Here is a 17,514-nt window from a genome sequence, read left to right as displayed (position 1 = left end):
CCGACCTATAACAACCCCAAATGAGATGCGGTCTAAGGGTGCGCCGATAAATAAACTGAACGTATGACTCGGGGCTGGTCATGATGGTGGTATGGCCGTTGCTGTGGACGTAGTGGAATCGCTGGCCGCGAAGTTCGCGGTCTTGCTTCCGCATCTGGATGAACGACAGCAGCGGCTGTATCTCGCCTCGGAAGCACGGTCGCTGGGCCATGGCGGCATCGCGGCGGTGGCTCGCGCGGCAGGAGTCAGCAGGCAGACGGTGACCGACGGGGTGGACGAGCTGGACTCCGGCGAGAAACCATCGGGACGGGTGCGTCGGCCGGGCGCGGGCCGCAAGCCGGTGACGGAGGCGGACCCAGGGCTGCTACCGGCGTTGCTGGCTCTGGTGGAACCAAATGAGCGGGGCGACCCGATGTCGCCGTTGCGGTGGACGACGAAGTCGACCCGCAACCTCGCCGACACGCTCACCGCCGGGGGTCACAAGGTCGGCGCTGACACAGTCGCGAACCTGTTGCGGCAGGAAGGTTTCAGCCTGCAGGGCAACGCCAAGACCCTGGAAGGCAAGCAGAACCCGGACCGGGACGCCCAGTTCCGCTACCTCAACGAGCAAGTCAAAGACCATCAGACCGGCGAGCAGCCGGTGGTCAGCGTGGACACCGAGAAGAAGGAACTCGTGGGCGAGTTCCGCAACGCCGGCCGGGAGTGGCGCCCCGCCGGACAGCCGGTCGAGGTCAGCACCCACGACTTCCCGGACAAGACCCTGGGCAAGGTCGTGCCCTACGGGATCTACGACCTGGCGGCGAACACCGGCTGGGTCAACGTCGGCACCGACCACGACACCGCCGCGTTCGCGGTGGAATCCATCCGCCGCTGGTGGAACGCGGCCGGGCACCGGACCTACCCGCACGCGACCCGGCTGCTGATCACCGCCGACGCCGGTGGCTCCAACGGTTACCGCACCCGCGCCTGGGAAACCGAGCTCGCTGCCCTGGCCGCGCAGACCGGCCTGGCCATCACCGTCTGCCACTTCCCGCCCGGCACCTCCAAATGGAACAAGGTCGAGCACCGGCTGTTCTCCCACATCACCCTCAACTGGCGCGGCCGGCCCTTGACCAGTCACGAAGTCGTCCTGCAGACCATCGCCGCCACCACCACCCGCACCGGGCTGACAGTCCACTCCGAACTCGACCCCTGCACCTATCCCCTCGGCACCACCATCAGCGATCAGCAGATGGCGAGTCTGCCGATCGTCCCCCACGACTGGCACGGCGACTGGAACTACACCCTGCACCCCGACACCAGCCGCCACACCACCGAGTCCGGCCCGCCCGCGCCCACCGACTGCGACATCACCACCCTGTCCGACCCCGCGTTGACCGGAATGCTCCGCCCTGAACTGGACACCGTGACCACGGCACTCGACGAGCTACGACAACAACACCGTGCCAAACAACGACATCACCAACACGCGCCACGTTCAGGCCGGCCCCCGCTGCTGACCTTTCCCGACCAGATCCTGGCCACCATCCTGCACCTGCGACTATCCCTGCCCGCAGACACACTGGCCGTGTTGTTCAGCAGCAGCCGCAGCACAATCCGCCGCGCGATCAGCCACACCCGCCAACTCCTCGAGCAGCACGGCACCGTGATTCAACCCGCCAGCCTGCCCGTTCCCCTGACCCAGCTCCTCAGCACGATCAAAACGGCGAGTTAATTATCTGCAGGCCCTGAGTGATCAGTTCAGAATGAGTTTGCGCAGGCAGATGATCGAGCAGGCGAGGCTGAGCATGGCTTGATGGACGTCGGCTCGTCGTTCGGTGCGGAGGCGGAGTCGCCGGAAGCCCTTGAACCAGGCGAAGGTGCGCTCGACCGGCCAGCGAACCGTACCCAGGCCGGAGCCGTGTCCGACGCCGCGGCGGGCGATGACGGGTGTGATCCCACGGGCACGGACCAGGCGCCGGTACTTGTCGTGGTCGTAGCCGCGATCGGCATAGAGCCGCCGGGGCCGGCGGCGTGGCTTGCTGTCGTATGTGGTGTAGAGCAGGTGTGCGCCGTATTGGCCCTCGGCGATGATCACCCCGTCGAGCTCCTTGCCCTTCGACTTGAGCTTGCTCATCAATCTCACCGGTGCGACGTCCTGCCGGGACGCTTCGAGTGTTTCGTTAGCCAGTACCAGCTGTACCGTCGCAGCCGCACCGGTGTACGCGCGGCTTCCGTCCCGGACGTCCAGTAGCGATCACGCCAGCGCGTCGGTGGCCTTGAACACGCATAGTTGCCCGACCTTGGTGAACAGTTCCGTGAGCTCTGCGGATTCCCGTAGGCCTGCTCGTGCTGCTTGCCAGTCGTGCACAGGGGCGCCTTCGAAAACGACTTCGGCGTCGAAGGCCGCAATGATGCTCGCCGCCGCTTTGGCGCGGACGGTGCCGGCTGTCTCGAACGCGGTGACAGCGCGCTCAATGGTCTGGTCTTCGAGCGGGCGCCTTCGACACCACCGGCGAGTCTGGCCCGGTGGCGCCACTGGCTAAGGTGCGCCACGCGCGAACCGAGCCTGTCGGTGCCCTGTGTCAAGATCCAGGCGAGTGTTCTGAAGGCGGCGGGGTGATGTCCGCATTGGGCGAAGTATCGGCGGGTCTTGGCAACGTTGAGAGCAAGGCTGAGCAGGTCGAGGCGGCTGGTCAACTCCCGACGAAATCTCGTGAACCGGCCACCAGAACTTCGACCTCCCTGTCTGACCAGGCGTATACATCACTTCTTCGACGAAGAAAACAGGAACCCGCCGAATTGGCCAAACGTGCTGATATAATTGGCCCTGGAGTCCCTGTCAATGGATGGATCGTTGACGGGGGCTCAACCTAGTGACAGGGTGATCAATCTCGCGGTATCCGCCGATTGAGGCCGAGAAGAGCAAGGGAGATCACCATGTTCACCGCTCGTTTGCAATCGAAATTCACGGGATCGGTCATGATTGCATCTGCGCTGATCTTGGTGGGCGCTGTTGTCCTGGCGCCCGCCGCGCAGGCCGCCCCGTCGCTCCAGGACGAAGGCGCCACCACGCAGAGGTACAGTTACTTCATGCCCTAGATGAATATCTGTGAGTGGCTGTGTGAATTATGCACAGCCACTCACAGTCAGTGCTCGCAGTGTGCTGGGGCGTCTGCTGCACGAGTGGTTGACAGTGATAGTCAGGCAGCCTGACTGGCTGGCGCGGCCATGATCACTTCGTATTCGATAGGGGTCAACCTGCCGAGAGCAACCTGGCACCTGCGGCGGTGGTACGTGCGCTCAATCCAGGTCGCGATCGTGGTCCGCAATTCCTCACGAGTGAACCAGGTACGCCCGTCTAGAACATTGTTCTGCAGCAACGCGAAGAAGAAGTTTTCCATGGCCGCGTTGTCGCCTGCCGGTCAGGCCTCACGTGCGAGTGCGCGGACGAATTTCATGGAAAGAAATTGCTTGAACTCAACCGGTCGTTGCAACACCGGGGTGTTGGAGCGAGCGTAGCTGTTGCTCGAAAACCTCGGCTGGAGTCTTCCAGCCGAGGCTCTTTCGGGGTCGGTTGTTGAGCGCGAGAGCGACGGCTTCGAGGTCCTCGGGGGACCAGCAGGAGAGATCCGTGCCTTTCGGGAAGTACTGGCGCAGCAGCCCGTTGGTTTTCTCGTTCGTCGGCCGCTGCCAGGGCGAGTGGGGGTCGGCGAAGAACACCTTCGTGCCCGTCTCGAGCGCGAACTGGGCGTGTGCGGAGAGTTCTTTGCCGCGGTCCCATGTGAGCGTCTTGCGGAGCTGTCGGGAAGCGTGGTCATCGACGCGATGAGCGCGGCGTTCATCGCGACGGCGCCATAGCCGCCCAACGCGGGACCGTTCTTGACGGGCGGGTTCTCACCCCAACCCTCCAGCCGGGGCAAATGCACCAGCAGCGTCGAGCGGCTCTTGCGTTCGACGATCGTGCCGATCGCCGACCGGCCGGTGCCAATGATCACGTCGCCTTCCTTACGTGTCCTCTTCCCGCACGCGGCCTGCCGCCAGGTGGCAACCAGAGCTCAACCGGACCCGTGGCGCCGTTGTCGCGCTGGCCGACGAATAGGACCACGACGTCGCCGACCTGCGGGGTCCCGCGGCTGCGCGAGATCGCCGATCAGGCGTAGGCCCCGCCGGGCGGACGTTTGTTCCTCAGGCGCGGCGTGGGTCGACGTGGCGTTCCTGATGCCGCGACTCATCCCGGCTGACCACGACCCCGACCCGCAAGCCGCTGAGTCGGTGCCGGAGCGAGACGCCCGTCCCGACCGCGAGACGCTCCGTCGCATCGCACGTGTTGTCCGGGTTGCAGACACTCCCACCCCGCACCCTTCGGCGTGGTTGCGAGTCAGGTCGTCAGTCAGAAGACCAAGCCGAGGGCATCTCCGCATATGCAGCGAGGCTGTCCCTGGCGATGGATGGGTGAGATGGACCTCGGCGCGTGACACATCCCGTGCGATGGCGTAGCTCGCTGTTACTGCTAGCCTGCCGAACATGACTTCCTGTATTCAGATGAATACGGGATCAGTCCCGGGTTTGCGTGGTGGAATACCCGTTTTGCCCGGCCTCTCAACCCTCGGCGGGGCGACAGGACGGGTGAGGGCCGCTGGGGTTACCGTTGTCAGCCTTCTGCGCGGGGAGGTCGACGGTGCGAGGAGCCATCGCGGCGGGTCATCCGCTCACCGCCGAGGCGGGCGCGGCGATGCTGCGCGCGGGAGGGAACGCCGTGGACGCGGCCGTCGCGGCGATGCTGGCCTCGTGCGTCACCGAGCCGTTGCTGACCGGGCTCGGCGCCGCCGGGTACATGATGATCGCCCCGGCCGGCGGCACGCCGGTGCTGCTGGACTTCTCCGCCGAGGCGCCGGGGCGGGAGAAGGTAGGGGAACGGGCTCCGCTCGACCCCATCACGGTCCACTTCGGTGACGCGGACCAGGAGTTCCACGTCGGACCGTCCTCCGTCGCCGCGTTCGGGCTGCCCGCCGGAGCGGTGAAAGCCGCCACCTACGGCCGTGCGCCACTCGAGGACCTCGTGGCCACCGCCGCGACGTACGCCCGTGAAGGCCACCGCGTCAACAGATATCAGGCCTACGTCACCTCGCTGCTGTTACCGCTCGCGCACAGCATCGGCCTCAACGCCCTGGAGGAAGGCGACCTCCTCGTGCAGCACGAGGTCGCCGAGGCGCTCGACCGGCTGGGCCACGAGGGCGCGGACCCGTTCTACACGGGCGACATCGCGGCCGCGATCGTCGACGAGATCAGCCTGCACGGCGGTGACCTCACCCGCACCGACCTCCTGGCGTACGAAGTGGCCCAACGCGAACCGCTGCACGCGCGGCATCGCGGCCGTGACGTGCGCACGAACCCACCACCCGCGATGGGTGGTGCATTGCTCACACAGATGCTGGAAGCCTTACCGGACAACCCGTCGCAGCAGGACCTCGTCCGCGCGATGGCGACCCCGAAGAGGCACCTGAACCGGCTCGGCTCCACCACGCACATCTCGGTGCTCGACGCCGACGGCACCGCGTGTTCCGTCACCACCACGAACGGCGCGGGCTCGGGGATCTCGATCGCCGGCGTGCACCTGAACAACATGATGGGGGAGGAGGACCTGTCGCCCGACGGGTTCTTCCGCCACCTGCCCGGCGACCGGCTGCCGTCGATGATGGCCCCGACCGTGGTCACCCGCGACGGCGGCGCGGAACTGGTGCTCGGCAGCGCGGGCTCCAGCCGGATCTGCGGCGCGATCCTGCAGGTGCTCGTGAACGTCCTCGACCGCGGGATGCCCGCCCAGCAGGCCGTCGACGCGCCCCGGCTGCACCCCGGTGCGGACCGCCTCCACGTCGAACCGGGAATTCGACCGGAAACTGAATTGCCGGTCACGCGCTTTCGCGCGCCGAACATGTTCTTCGGTGGTTGTCAACTGGTCGAAATGACCGGATCCGGCCTGATCAGGGGTGGTGCAGATCACCGTCGCGACGGTGCGGTCGTCATTGTGTGAGATGGTGCCCGCATAATGGGATATCCGGTTTCCTGATTCGTGGATCACCACGGACGATGAACGGGTGACGGCACTCAGCGAGAAAACATCCTCGCCGCTCCTGTCCCGTACTTTCCTCCAACTCTCCGTCATCAGCGTCGTGTCCGGCATGTCGATGGCGTTCGCGTTGCCGTTCAACTCGCTGTTCCTGACGAGCGAGATCGGCGTGACGCCGTTCCAGCTCGGCTTCTTCCTGATCGCGAGCCCGCTGGCGTCGGTCGTCGCCAGCACGGTCATGGGCAAGCTCTCGGACGGGCGGGTGCAGCGCCGGTACATGCTCGCGGCGGGAGGTGTCGCCGGCGCGATCGGCTACGGCCTGTTCGCCGTGCTGCGCGACTACTGGTTCCTGCTCGGCGCGTCCGTGGTGTTCATCGCGGTCACGTCGTCGTTGCTGCCGCAGCTCTTCGCATACGGCCGTCAGGTCTCGCGCGGTCCGTCGATGGTCGTCAGCGTCCTGCGCACGCTGCTGTCCGTCGCCTGGGTCGCCGGACCGCCCGTGGCCGCGCTGCTCGTCGCCAAGACGGGCTGGGTGGGTCTCTTCGGCGCGACCGCGGTCCTCAGCGCCGGCGTCGCGGTGCTCGCCCTCCTGCTGCCCGTGCCCGTCGCGGAACCGGTGGAGGAGGAAACCGACGAGGAGGAAGCGGCCGGGCCGGTGCGCGGCACCATGGTCGCCGTCTCCGCCGCCTTCACCTTCATGCAGGGGTCGGTCGCGCTCGCGGTGAGCGGCCTGCCGCTGTTCATCACGACCAACCTCGGGGGCACCGCGGGGGACGCCGGGCTCACGATGGGCCTGTGCGCGGCGCTGGAGATCCCGATGATGCTGTGGTTCGGGTCGCTGGCGAACCGGATGTCCCAGCACAGGCTCGTGCTCATCGGCGCGGTGATCTCGTTGAGCTACCACGGCCTGATGCTGTTCACCGACGCCGTCTGGCAGGTGATGGCCGCGCAGCTGCTGCACGCCACCGTCATCTCGTTGGTCATGGGTGTGGGCATCACGTACTTCCAGAGCCTCGACCCCGGACGCCCCGGCCACGCCACGACGATGTTCAGCAACACCCAGATCGTCGGCAGCATGGTCGCGGGCGCGTTGCTCGGCGTCTCCCAGGGGCTGGGTTTCCGCTGGATCTACGGCTTCAGCTTCGCGATGTGCGTGTGCGGTCTCGCCTTGCTGCTGGTGGCGGGCAGGATCACTGGATCGTCGAGGCGGTGACCTTCGGCTTGGCGCCCGCGCCGAGGTAGAAGATCCCCTTGATGGTCTCGAAGCCGAGGCTGGGGTTGCGGCGCAGCGTGGAGCCCTCCACCGACATCGAGCCCGAGTTGTCGTTGCTGACGAAGAACACCGCGCCGCCGCCCTCCGCGGCCTGGTTGTCCTCGATCAACGACCCCGCGACCCGCAGCGTGAACGTGTTGCCGTCGTTGTAGATCGCGCCACCGCTGCCGCCGCCCGGCGTGCCCGCGCGCGCCGGGTTGGCGCCGCGGCCGATGGCCCTGTTGCCCCTCATCAGGCTGTTGAGCACCACCCACGACGTGCCGATGCTGCTCAGCGCACCGCCGTTGGCGCACACACCGCCCTCGAACGTGCTGCCGGTGACGTGGACCGGGCCGTCGCGGAACTGGTCGAGCACGCGGATCGCCGCACCGCCGAGGTCTGGGCCCACGGCGTCGCACCTGTTGCCGGCGAAGCGGGAGTTCACGACCTTGAGCCGGCCGCCGCGCACGAACAGCGCTCCGCCGCCACCGCCCTCGGTCGCGTCGCCCGTCGAGTTGCCGTCGGCGAGGGTGATGTTCTGGACGACGAGCTTCGGCGCGTCCTGGTCCTGGCAGTGCGAGGTCGTGATGCCCAGCGCCTTGTCGCAGGTGTTCTGGTAGAGCACGCGGCGCTGCCCCTGGCCGCTCAACGTGATCCGGCCGCCGCCGTCGAGGACGACCTTGGCGCCCGAGCTGGTGCGGACCTTCGCGGTCGCGGCCATCGGGATGGTGAGCGGGGTGGGTCCGCAGTCGAACGTGATGACCCCGCCGGCGGCGACCGCGTCGACCACGGCCTGCGACGTGCAGGACGCGGGCGTGCCGGTGCCGATCACGCGGGTGGGCTGGGAGGTGTCCTCCGCGGCGGCCTCCGGTGGCACGGGGGCGGTGCCGTTCGGGTTGCCGAACTTCGCGGCGGGAGGCGGCGGGGGAGGAGCGGCGGAGACCGGGGGCGCCGCGCTGCCGGTGCTCGACGACGGTGTCACCACGGTGACGGTCTGCGATGGCGACGACGTGGGTAACGACGGGGCGGCGACGGGGGAACCCTGGATCGTCGTGCCGCAGCCGGCCACGAGGGCGGCGAGCAGCACGACTACCTGTCTACCTGACATGGCGGGCACCCTAAACCGGATGTCCCGGCGGGCAAAGGGCCTGGTGGAATGCCATGAGATCGAGGTGTTTCGCAGGTGTGTCGCGACTGTGACCGGCAGGGTCGCGGCAAGATCCGGTGTGCGCGCTCTCACGGCCTGAGTGCGCAGGTGCGGGGGTCGCCTGCCTCAGTTGCCGATGTTCTGCTGGTCCGGTCGTCGTCACGGAACGTGGACGAAACGGCGTAGCAGGGTGCGCGCGGCGTGGTGGGGTGCCACTACATGACCCGTTCGTGAAAGAACCACGCGTTCGGGTGACCTCATGCCCCTGGCACACTGCGCTCCGTGCCGACCGAGTTCTCCGACGACCGCCCCACCGAGCGCCTCTTCAAGCCCGACCCGGCCCTGATGGAGGCCGCCAGGGCCCGGGGTCGTGCGCGCTGGGCGGCTGCCGGTGAGGCCAAGGCGCGGGAGGAGACGCCGCCGGGCACCCCGCTCAAGCCGCGTGCCGCCTCGATCGCCGCCATCGTCGCGCTGCTGGTCCTCGGCGGGATCGCGATCGCGACGTTCAACGGCGGCTCCGGCGCCGGCGACACGGACCTCGCGCAGCCCTCGCACAGCTACGTTCCCGGTCTCATCACCCCGCAGGAGGACCTGCCGGTCGACACGGACCCGTCCGCCGCGCCCGGCCTGACGTCGACGCAGGCCGTCATGCCACCACCCGGCGGTGACACCGGCAGGGCACCCGGCGGCGCCAAGTCGTTCACGACCGGTCCCGGCTGCGGCGGCTACACCCACGTCGGCTCCTACCGCGACGGCAAGAAGGGCTGGGTCGACCACGGCGACGGCAAGTGCGGCTCGACGTTCGTGTCGATCCCGATGTCCGGCGACGCCCGCCGCGACGACTCCTCCGCCTACGCCCAGTGGACGTTCGCCGTGTCCGGCTCGTGCGAGCTGTCGGTGTTCATCCCGAACGGCGGCGTCGAGGAGGTCGGGGGTAACCCGACCGTGTACTCCGTGTTCGACCGCAACGGCGTCGGCGGCACCCCGATGGCGTCGTTCGCGATCAAGCAGGTCGACAAGCGCGGCCAGTGGGTCCGCGCGGGGAAGTTCAAGGCCAGCGGAAACCTGACCGTGCAGCTGCTCACCCGAGGTCAGGACTGGAACGGCTCCGGACCCACCCACGCCCATCACGCCGCGAGTGCCGTCAAGGCAGACTGCACGGCGTGACGAGAGATCTTCATCTGGTCCGGCACGGCGAGGCGACCAAGGACGGGTCCCGGCTGACCGCGCGTGGCCACAAGCAGGCCGAGGCCGTGGCGGAACGGTTGCGGGGCACGGGTTTCGCGGCCGTGCACCACGGTCCGCTGCCCAGGGCCGCGGAAACGGCGTCGATCATCGCGGCGGTGCTGCGGGTGCCCTGCCGGGTCGAGCCCGCCGCCGGCGACTACGTGCCGCACTTCGTCCCCGGCCACGACGAGTTCTTCGACCGGTTCCCGGAGTCGGAACGCACCCGCGGGCCCGCACTGGCGCACGAGGCCGAGACGCGGTTCGCGCGCCCCGGCGACGGCCCGGTGCTGGTGGTGACCCACTCGTTCCTGATCGGCTGGCTCGTGCGCGACGCGCTGGACGCCCCGCCGGAGCGGTGGCTGACGCTGAACCACGACACCGCGGCCCTCACGGTCATCCGCTACACGACCGGCGAGTCACCCCGCCTGGTCAGGTTCAACGACAGCGGGCACCTCAGCGGGACCTGAGCGTCAGCAGCGTGATCTCGCTGGGCGCGAAGACGCGCATCGGCGGGCCCCAGAAGCCGGAACCACGGCTCGTGTAGAGCTGCGTGCGGTCGCTGTGCCTGCTCAGCCCGGCCACGACCGGCTGCTGCAGCCGCACGAGGTAGTGGAACGGCCAGATCTGCCCGCCGTGCGTGTGCCCGGAGAGCTGCAGGTCCACGCCCGCCTCGACGGCCTTCTTGATCTCCGAGGGCTGGTGGGCGAGCAGGACGACCGGTGCGTCGGGCGCTCCGGTGAGGGCGCGCGCCAGGTCGGCGGAGTGGCCGGGCTCGCCGGAGTGGTCGGCCGTGATGTCGTCGATGCCCGCGAACACCAGGCGGGCGTCGCCGCGTTCGAGCGTCACGTGCTCGTTGTGCAGCGCCTTCCAGCCCAGCCGGGTCATGAGGTCGATCCAGCCCTGCGCGTTGGAGTAGTACTCGTGGTTGCCGGTGATGTAGAAGCGGTGCTCCGTGGTGACGTCACCGAGCGGCGTGGCCTGCTCCAGGCGCTGCTGCGCGGTGCCGTCCGCGATGTCACCGACGTGCACGGCGACGTCGGCGTTCAGCTCGTTGACCGCGTCGACCATGCCGCGCGACCACTTGGCGCGGTTGATGGCGCCGTAGTGGGTGTCGGTGATGACGGCGACCGTCAGCCCGTCGAACGCGGGGTCGAGACGCGGGATGGTGACGTCCTGGCGCTTGATCCGCGGAACCCGCATGGCCTCGAACACGCCGTAGGCGGTGATCGCCACGATCAGCACGGCCAGCAGGACCGCGACGAACCGCGAGCGGAACGGGTTCTCCACCCCTCCGAGCGCGAGCCCGAGCCGGACGAGGTCCGCGATCAGCGTCCAGACGAACGCGATCCACACGAAGCCGAGCAGGAACTGGGAGATCCGCGCGGCCCTGTCGCTGCCGCGCTGCGTGAACAGCACGATCATCGCGATGGCGGCACCGGCGAACACGACCGCGGCGATCGGCCGCACCGGGTCCGGCCACTCCGCGCTCGCGGCGAACAGGCCCTCGAACGGCACCCAGAACAACAGCGTCGTCACGGTGAGGAGGACGAGCGTGAACACCACCCGCCGTACCGTGATGCGGGGCCGGGTAGCGGTGGTCGTCATCTGTGCATCCTCCTGCGCGGTCGGCTCAAACAACCTCAACGCACGAGGGCCGCGGTTTGTTCGCTAGACGTCCATCACAAGGCGGGGACGCAACCGCGGTGGCGGCCGGGAGTCCTCCTATCAGTACTTTCGAGAATCCGACGACCCAGAGTGAGCGACATGATCTTCTACACCGACGAGGAGAGCCGCACGCTGCGCACTGCCGTGTACGGCGCCATGCTGCTGGTATCCCACGCCGACCCCGGTCCCGTGCTGGAGGAGCGGTTCGCGGGCCTGCGCGCCCTCGCGAACCTGTCGCCGGACCTGCGCATCGTCCTCGGGGCGGCCCGCCCGTCGGTGCCCGCCGGTACCGACGAGGAGATCGAGCCGGTCATCCTGGAGGCGCTGCGGTCGTCGATGAAGATCCTCTCCGCCAAGTCGCCGGAGGACGCGGCGGACTTCCCGCGTGGCGTGCTGGCGATCTGCCGGGAGGTGGCGGAGGCGGACGGTGTCGTGGTGGACGCCGAAGACGCGATGGTGGCCCGCATCGAGGGTGCTCTCGCTCTTTGACCAAGCGCGCGGGCATGACGACCGCACCGGCGCCGGCCTGCCCACTACCGCGCGCTGGTCATCACGACATCGACGAAACCGCGCACCAGCGGCCTTCGGTCGCGCTGCCGCCACGCGACGACCAGCGCGCTGGGCGCGACGCCGTCCACCGGGACCACGACGATGCCCGGTGCGTCGCTGATCGTCAGGGGAGCGAGGCCGACGGAGTCGGACCACAGCACGGCCTGGATGCACTCGCGCACGGTCCGCACGACCGTGTCCGTCCCGTGCTCGGGGCCCCTGCCCGCTGACCAGTAGTCCGCCCAGAGCGGGTCCGCGGTGTCGGGCAGGCGGAACCAGCGGCGATCCCGCAGCTCCTCCAGACCGATCCGTTCCCTGGACGCGAGCGGATCGGTCTCCCGCATGACGACACCGACCGGGTCGCGGCGGATCTCGGCGGTCACGACTCCCGCCGCGGCGAACGGGCCGCGCGTGAGGGCGACGTCGACGACGCCGCGGCCGACACCTGCCGTGGGGTCGGTCAGATCGCTCTCGGCGATGCGGATCCCGACGCCGGGGTACCGGGCGCGGAACGCGTCGATCAGCCCGCTGCCCGCACGGTCGACGCTGTCGGCCAGCGTTCCGATGACGATCGTGCGCGCCTCGGCCGCCTCCGAGACGAGCGACGGCAGGGAATCGACTCGCGCGATCAGCTCGCGTGCCTCCGGCAGCAGCGTGCGGCCGGCACCGGTGAGCGCCATCCCGCGGGTGGAACGCGTGAACAGCTCGACGCCCAGTTCTCTCTCCAGCTGGTGGATCGCCCTGCTCAACGGAGGCTGGGACATGTGCAGCCGCACCGCCGCCCTGCCGACGTTCAGCTCTTCCGCCACCACGACGAAGTAGCCGAGAGAACGCAGGTCCACTTCGCGACCATACCGTGGAGGTATCGCCGGTTCCGATCGAGTATTGGACCGCGGCGCGTGGTGCGGGTCGAATCGAAGCGTGATCCACGACCAGTACACCGAGCGCGGTACCGCTGTCCAAGCCGAGACCTTCGGCGTCGGCACGGGGGAACTGCGCGCCGCGTTCGTGGACCGGGTGGGCCAGGCGCGCACGTCCGTGGCCGCCGAGGAAATCCACCGCTTCCCAGAAAGGCACGACACTCCATGACTTACTTGTGGATCGGCATCGCGCTCGTGGGCGTCACCGCCTCGGTCGTGGCGATCCGGTCGTTCCGCCCCGCACCCCTGCCGGCGCCGGAACCCTGGACGGGGCCGCTGCCCGGCGCGTCACCCCCTGGGGACATGACGATCCACCAGCTCCCGACCGGTACCTACGACAGCAGGGCGGCACTGGCCTACCGCGGTGGATCGTTCAGCGACGTGCGGAAGTTCGCGGCCACCGCCGTGCTCGTCCGGCACCCGGCGGGGGACCTGCTGATCGACGCCGGGTTCGGCTCGGACGTCGACGCGCACCTCGCGACCCTGCCGTCCTTCCAGCGGACGCCGCACCACCTCGGCGTCACGGTCAGGGACCAGTTGCGGGCCGGGGACTACGACCTGGCGGGACTGCGCGGAGTGGTCATCACCCATGCCCACTGGGACCACGTGAGCGGCCTGGCCGACCTCGACGTGCCGATCTGGATGAACGAGGCGGAGGCCCGGTACGTCGAGCGCGACAAGGGCGCCGCGGTGTTCCGCGACGTCGCGCGCGGCCGCGAGATCCACCGCTACACGTTCGACGGACCGCCGTACCTGGGCTTCCCTGCCAGCCACGACGTCCACGGCGACGGTTCGGTCGTCCTCGTCGAGGCAGGCGGCCACACGGACGGCTCCGTGGTGGTCTTCGTGACCTTGCCCGATGGCCGCCGGTTCGCGTTCATCGGCGATCTGACCTGGCAGGTGGAGGGTGTGACGCTCAGGGCGGAACGACCGGGACCGCTGCGGATGCTGGCCGACGTCCAGCCCGCGAAGGTGCGGGACGGCCTGCTGCGCATCATCGCCCTGCGAGACCGCGTGCACGTGGTTCCCGCGCACGACGTGCACGCCTACGACCCGATTCCGCACTGGGTGGTCAGCGACCGTCGCGTCGGTTGAGCCGGAACGCGAGGACGCGGATCACGTCCTGTGACCGGATCATCTCATCGAGTGGGCATTAGCCTGAACAGCGGATGCGCGGCTCCAGCGCGGTGGCAGGGTGGGGTCCCTAGGGGATCAACGCTGGGGGAGTGTCGCCGTGGAACTGTCTCGTCGCGAACTGCTGACCCGCACCGGCCAGGCCGCTGCCGTCGCCACCGCCGCGTCCGCGCTCACGACCGGCGCCGCGCAGGCGGGGCCGGGCGAGGGCGTGAAGCTGACGCAGGGCACCAACATCTCGGTGTCGCGGTCGCGGGACGGCAAGTGGCTCGCCATCGACCTCGTCACCGCGATCTGGGTCCTGCCTGCCGCGGGTGGCACGGCGCGCAAGCTGACCGACGAGCTGCAGGACGCCACGCTGCCGTCGTTCGGGCCTGACGGCCGGATCGCGTTCCAGTCCTACCGGGACGGCAACTACCACCTGTACGTGATCGGGCTCGACGGACGCGGGCTGCGGCAGCTCACCAGCGGCAGGTTCGACCACCGCGAGCCCGCGTTCTCGCCGGACGGCACGAAGATCGCGTTCGTCGGCGACCGGGCAGGGAGCTACGGCGTGCACGTGCTCGACCTGGGCACGAACCAGATCACGCAGCTCACGGGCGTGCCGGACGACGCCGCCGCGCCGCAGTGGTCGCGTGACGGCAAGCGGATCATCTACGTTACGGGCACGGCGACGGTGGACGTCGTGTCGCTGGACGGCCGGCGCGAGCGGCTGGTCACGGCGCCCGCGGGGGCGCAGCTCTTCGGGGCCGCGTTCGGACCGGGCGACCAGCCCAGCTACACGCTCATGCGGCCGGGGCAGGCCGACCTGATGCTCGGGACGACGGCGGTGGTGACCGGGCAGGACGTCTTCGGGTTCGCGCCGGTCTGGGACGGCGACAGCGTCCTGTACACCGCCGACGGCAAGATCCGCAGCCGCGCCGGCGGGTCCACGAAGGACATCCCGTTCGAGGCGACCGTCCCGGTCAAGAAGGTCGAGCGGCACCGCACCAAGAACCTCAGCGGCGGGCCTGTCAAGGGCATCGCGAGCCCTGTCGTCTCGAGCGACGGCACGATCGCGTTCCGCGCGCTCAATGCCCTCTACCTGCTCAAGAACGGCAAGACCACCAAGCTGACCGACGGCAGGTACTTCGACACCGACCCCGACTTCTCGCCCGACGGCACGAAGCTGATCTACGCCAGCGACCGCACCGGCGTCGCACAGCTGTGGCTCCGCGACCTGGCGACCGGCGAGGAGGCGCTGTACTCCCCGGCTCCCGGTGCGCAGACGACGCCCCGGTTCTCGCCGGACGGCACCAAGGTCGCCTACGTGGACCACGACGGGCAGGTCTGGGTCGCGGACGCCGCCGGGCGCCGGCAGATCACGCCCACGTTGTTCCAGCCGGGACGGCCGACCTGGTCGAAGGACGGGAACACGGTCGCGCTCGCCGCGGTCAAGCCGTTCTCGCGGCGGTTCCGCGAGGGGACGAGCCAGATCCTGTCGGTCGACCTGATCAGCGGCGAGCTCAGGTACACCGAGCCGATGCCGTTCCGGTCGATCGCGACGCGCGGTGACGACGGTCCCGTGTGGTCACCGGACGGCAGGTACGTCGCGTTCGTCGTCGAGAGCGTCGCGTGGGTGGTCGCCGTCGACGCCAAGGGCGACTTCCAGGGCGAGCCGCGCCAGGTGACGCGGGAGGTCACCGACTCGTTGGCCTGGCACGGCAACGACCTCGTGTACCTGAACAACGGCCGGCTGCGGAAGTCCACTCTGGACGGCAGGACTTCTACGATCCGCGTGAACCTCGGCTGGCGCAAGCCCCAGGCTCCCGAGCGCAAGGTCGTGCGCGTCGGCGCCTACTGGGACGGTGAGGCGGAAAGCCTGCGCCGCAACGTCGACATCGTCGTGGAAGACGGTCGTGTCGAGGAGGTCCGGCCTCATCGCGGACGCCCCGACGTCGACCTGTCGGGCTCCACCGCCATCCCCGGCCTGATCGACGCCCACAACCACTGGCACCTGCGTGGCCGCCAGTGGGGTGCGCGGCAGGGCAACGTCTGGCTCGCCTACGGCATCACGACGGTCCGTTCGCCCGGCGACCCGGTCTACCAGATGGTCGAGACCCGCGAGGCCCTCGCCGCCGGAACCCTGACGGGGCCGCGGTTCTACGCCACCGGTGAGGCCATCGACGGCTCGCGCGTCTACTACAACTTCATGCGCCCGACGCTCAGCAAGGCCCAGCTCGACCTCGAGCTGCGCCGCGCGCACGAGCTCGGCTACGACATGATCAAGACCTACGTGCGCCTGCCCGTCGAACTGCAACGCGCCGCCGTGCAACGGTCGAAGGTGCCGCTGTCCAGCCACTACCTCTACCCGGCCGCCAACCTCGGCATGGACGGCATGGAACACGTCGGCGCCACCAACCGACTCGGCTACTCCCACACCGTGACGCGGCAGGGCAAGGCCTACCAGGACGTGGTCGCGCTCTTCACCGCCTCCGGCATGTCGATGACGCCGACCCTGTTCCACAACCGCGCCCTGTTCTCCGAGGACAAGTCGCTCGTCACCGACGAACGCACCCGCGTCCTCTTCCCACCGTGGGAGTACGAGCGCTACCTCACCGAGGCCAACACCGGCGGCGCCTCGTTCTCCCTCGCCATCCTGAAGAACTGGGTGGAGTTCGCCCTGGCCGTCCACCGCGGCGGCGGCCTCGTCATCTGCGGCACGGACGCACCGCTCGACGCCCCGGCCACCGCCACGCACATGAACCTGCGCGCGATGGTGAAGTACGGCTTCACCCCACGGGAAGCGCTCATCACCGCGACCCGCAACCCGGCGCGCTGGCTCGGCCTGCCGCTCGGCGCGATCAAGCAGGGCGCACCGGCGGACATCTCGTTCGTGACGGGCAACCCGTTGCAGGACATCACAGCCGCGGCGAACGTCCAGCAGGTCATGGTCGGCGGCCGGCTGCACACGACAGCCGACCTGCTCAAGCCGTACCAGGGCCAGCCGCGGGCGCTGGCCACGTCGGCCGCGCTCGAACCGTTGCCGTCGGCGAAGAACGAGCACTGGTGGCACGAACCCGAGTGGGCCGAACACGTCTGCTGCGACCACTAGGCCGGAACCGGCCCGTTCACCGCGCTAGGGCGACGTCCACCCGAGCGCGGCGAACGGGGTGCCGGCCAGGTAGGCCGCGAGCCCGGCGGCGGGGTAGGGGATCAGGTCCTCCGGCAGGGCGCCGAGCCGGAACCACCCCAGCTCCGAGCACTTCGCCGGCTCGCGGTTGACCGGATCCCCCGTCCAGCGCCGCACCTCGAAGAACAGGCCGAGCCGCGGCTCCACGCCGGTTCCGTTGGCGTGCAACGTGTGCACGTGCCGCAGGTCGCCGGGCCCGATCACCACGCCGATCTCCTCGAGGGCCTCGCGCGCGGCGGCGGCGACAACCGACTCGCCCGCGTCGAGCTTGCCGGAGGGCAGGTGCCAGAGGCCGTCGAAGCGCGGGTCCGGGTCGCGGCGGCGGGAGAGCAGCACCTCGTCGTCGCGGACGAGCAGCACGTGGACGTCGATGAGGTGGCGGTCGGCCATCAGTCCACC

General features: G+C 69.1%; 14 protein-coding genes and 3 pseudogenes. 10 read left to right on the top strand and 7 right to left on the bottom strand.

The features are described 5' to 3' along the window. The first annotated feature begins 91 nt into the window (after positions 1-91). Positions 92-1,714: an ISAzo13 family transposase gene (locus tag VM306_RS34515; RefSeq protein WP_325522425.1), complete on the top strand. Its 1,623-nt coding sequence runs from the start codon at positions 92-94 to the stop codon at positions 1,712-1,714. 21 nt (positions 1,715-1,735) lie between these two features. On the opposite strand, the pseudogene VM306_RS34510 reads toward VM306_RS34515, so the two are convergent. Next, positions 1,736-2,020: pseudogene (locus tag VM306_RS34510) on the bottom strand (transposase); the annotation flags it as partial. 899 nt (positions 2,021-2,919) lie between these two features. Between VM306_RS34510 and VM306_RS34505 the strand changes: the two are divergent. Beyond that, positions 2,920-3,081, top strand: coding sequence for a hypothetical protein (locus VM306_RS34505; protein ID WP_325522423.1), 162 nt, complete (start codon positions 2,920-2,922; stop codon positions 3,079-3,081). Between the two features lie 101 nt (positions 3,082-3,182). Here the strand turns inward: VM306_RS34505 and VM306_RS34500 are convergent. Together VM306_RS34500 and VM306_RS34495 are read right to left on the bottom strand one after the other, a co-directional pair. Then, a pseudogene (locus VM306_RS34500) lies at positions 3,183-3,395 on the bottom strand (IS3 family transposase); the annotation flags it as partial. A 64-nt stretch (positions 3,396-3,459) separates the two neighbouring features. After that, a pseudogene (locus VM306_RS34495) lies at positions 3,460-3,986 on the bottom strand (IS30 family transposase); the annotation flags it as partial. Positions 3,987-4,660: 674 nt separating this feature from the next. On the opposite strand from VM306_RS34495, the gene VM306_RS34490 reads away from it, so the two are divergent. Both VM306_RS34490 and VM306_RS34485 read left to right on the top strand, forming a co-directional pair. Then, positions 4,661-6,013, top strand: a complete 1,353-nt coding sequence (locus VM306_RS34490; protein ID WP_325522421.1) for a gamma-glutamyltransferase — start codon at positions 4,661-4,663, stop codon at positions 6,011-6,013. 64 nt (positions 6,014-6,077) lie between these two features. Beyond that, a complete protein-coding gene (locus tag VM306_RS34485) occupies positions 6,078-7,262 on the top strand; it encodes a sugar efflux transporter (protein ID WP_325522419.1) in 1,185 nt (394 codons plus the stop codon). Here the strand turns inward: VM306_RS34485 and VM306_RS34480 are convergent. After that, complete coding sequence (locus tag VM306_RS34480) at positions 7,240-8,409, bottom strand: hypothetical protein (RefSeq protein ID WP_325522417.1); 1,170 nt, start codon at positions 8,407-8,409, stop codon at positions 7,240-7,242. The two genes, VM306_RS34485 and VM306_RS34480, sit on opposite strands and share 23 nt — an antisense overlap. A 321-nt stretch (positions 8,410-8,730) precedes the next feature. On the opposite strand from VM306_RS34480, the gene VM306_RS34475 reads away from it, so the two are divergent. Together VM306_RS34475 and VM306_RS34470 are read left to right on the top strand one after the other, a co-directional pair. After that, positions 8,731-9,615 carry a hypothetical protein gene (locus VM306_RS34475; protein ID WP_325522415.1) on the top strand — a complete coding sequence of 295 codons (885 nt, stop codon included), beginning with the start codon at positions 8,731-8,733 and terminating at the stop codon, positions 9,613-9,615. Next, positions 9,612-10,142 carry a histidine phosphatase family protein gene (locus VM306_RS34470; RefSeq protein WP_325522413.1) on the top strand — a complete coding sequence of 177 codons (531 nt, stop codon included), beginning with the start codon at positions 9,612-9,614 and terminating at the stop codon, positions 10,140-10,142. Before VM306_RS34475 ends, VM306_RS34470 begins: the two co-directional genes overlap by 4 nt. Here the strand turns inward: VM306_RS34470 and VM306_RS34465 are convergent. Then, the gene (locus tag VM306_RS34465; RefSeq protein ID WP_325522411.1) at positions 10,129-11,280 is read right to left on the bottom strand and encodes a metallophosphoesterase; all 1,152 of its coding nucleotides are present in this window, start codon (positions 11,278-11,280) and stop codon (positions 10,129-10,131) included. The genes VM306_RS34470 and VM306_RS34465 overlap by 14 nt on opposite strands. Positions 11,281-11,439: 159 nt before the next feature. Between VM306_RS34465 and VM306_RS34460 the strand changes: the two genes are divergently transcribed. Beyond that, positions 11,440-11,829 (top strand): hypothetical protein, encoded by a 390-nt coding sequence (locus VM306_RS34460; RefSeq protein ID WP_325522409.1) that lies wholly within the window; start codon positions 11,440-11,442, stop codon positions 11,827-11,829. 44 nt (positions 11,830-11,873) lie between these two features. Here VM306_RS34460 and VM306_RS34455 read toward each other — a convergent pair whose 3' ends face one another. Continuing rightward, the gene (locus VM306_RS34455; protein ID WP_325522408.1) at positions 11,874-12,731 is read right to left on the bottom strand and encodes a LysR family transcriptional regulator; all 858 of its coding nucleotides are present in this window, start codon (positions 12,729-12,731) and stop codon (positions 11,874-11,876) included. A gap of 79 nt (positions 12,732-12,810) precedes the next feature. Here VM306_RS34455 and VM306_RS34450 point away from each other — a divergent pair, with 79 nt between their 5' ends. From VM306_RS34450 to VM306_RS34440, 3 genes are all read left to right on the top strand, one after another. After that, complete coding sequence (locus VM306_RS34450) at positions 12,811-12,978, top strand: hypothetical protein (protein WP_325522406.1); 168 nt, start codon at positions 12,811-12,813, stop codon at positions 12,976-12,978. Next, positions 12,975-13,904 carry an MBL fold metallo-hydrolase gene (locus VM306_RS34445; RefSeq protein ID WP_325522404.1) on the top strand — a complete coding sequence of 310 codons (930 nt, stop codon included), beginning with the start codon at positions 12,975-12,977 and terminating at the stop codon, positions 13,902-13,904. The genes VM306_RS34450 and VM306_RS34445 overlap by 4 nt, the downstream gene beginning before the upstream one ends. 139 nt (positions 13,905-14,043) lie before the next feature. Then, the gene (locus VM306_RS34440) at positions 14,044-17,037 is read left to right on the top strand and encodes an amidohydrolase family protein (RefSeq protein ID WP_325522402.1); all 2,994 of its coding nucleotides are present in this window, start codon (positions 14,044-14,046) and stop codon (positions 17,035-17,037) included. Between the two features lie 24 nt (positions 17,038-17,061). Here VM306_RS34440 and VM306_RS34435 read toward each other — a convergent pair whose 3' ends face one another. Beyond that, the gene (locus VM306_RS34435) at positions 17,062-17,505 is read right to left on the bottom strand and encodes an NUDIX domain-containing protein (protein ID WP_325522400.1); all 444 of its coding nucleotides are present in this window, start codon (positions 17,503-17,505) and stop codon (positions 17,062-17,064) included. Positions 17,506-17,514: the final 9 nt, after the last annotated feature.

Source organism: Lentzea sp. (genome assembly GCF_035525475.1).
GTDB lineage: Bacteria > Actinomycetota > Actinomycetes > Mycobacteriales > Pseudonocardiaceae > Lentzea.
Note: the sequence above shows the minus strand (reverse complement) of the source record. Positions and strands in the feature narration are given on the sequence as shown.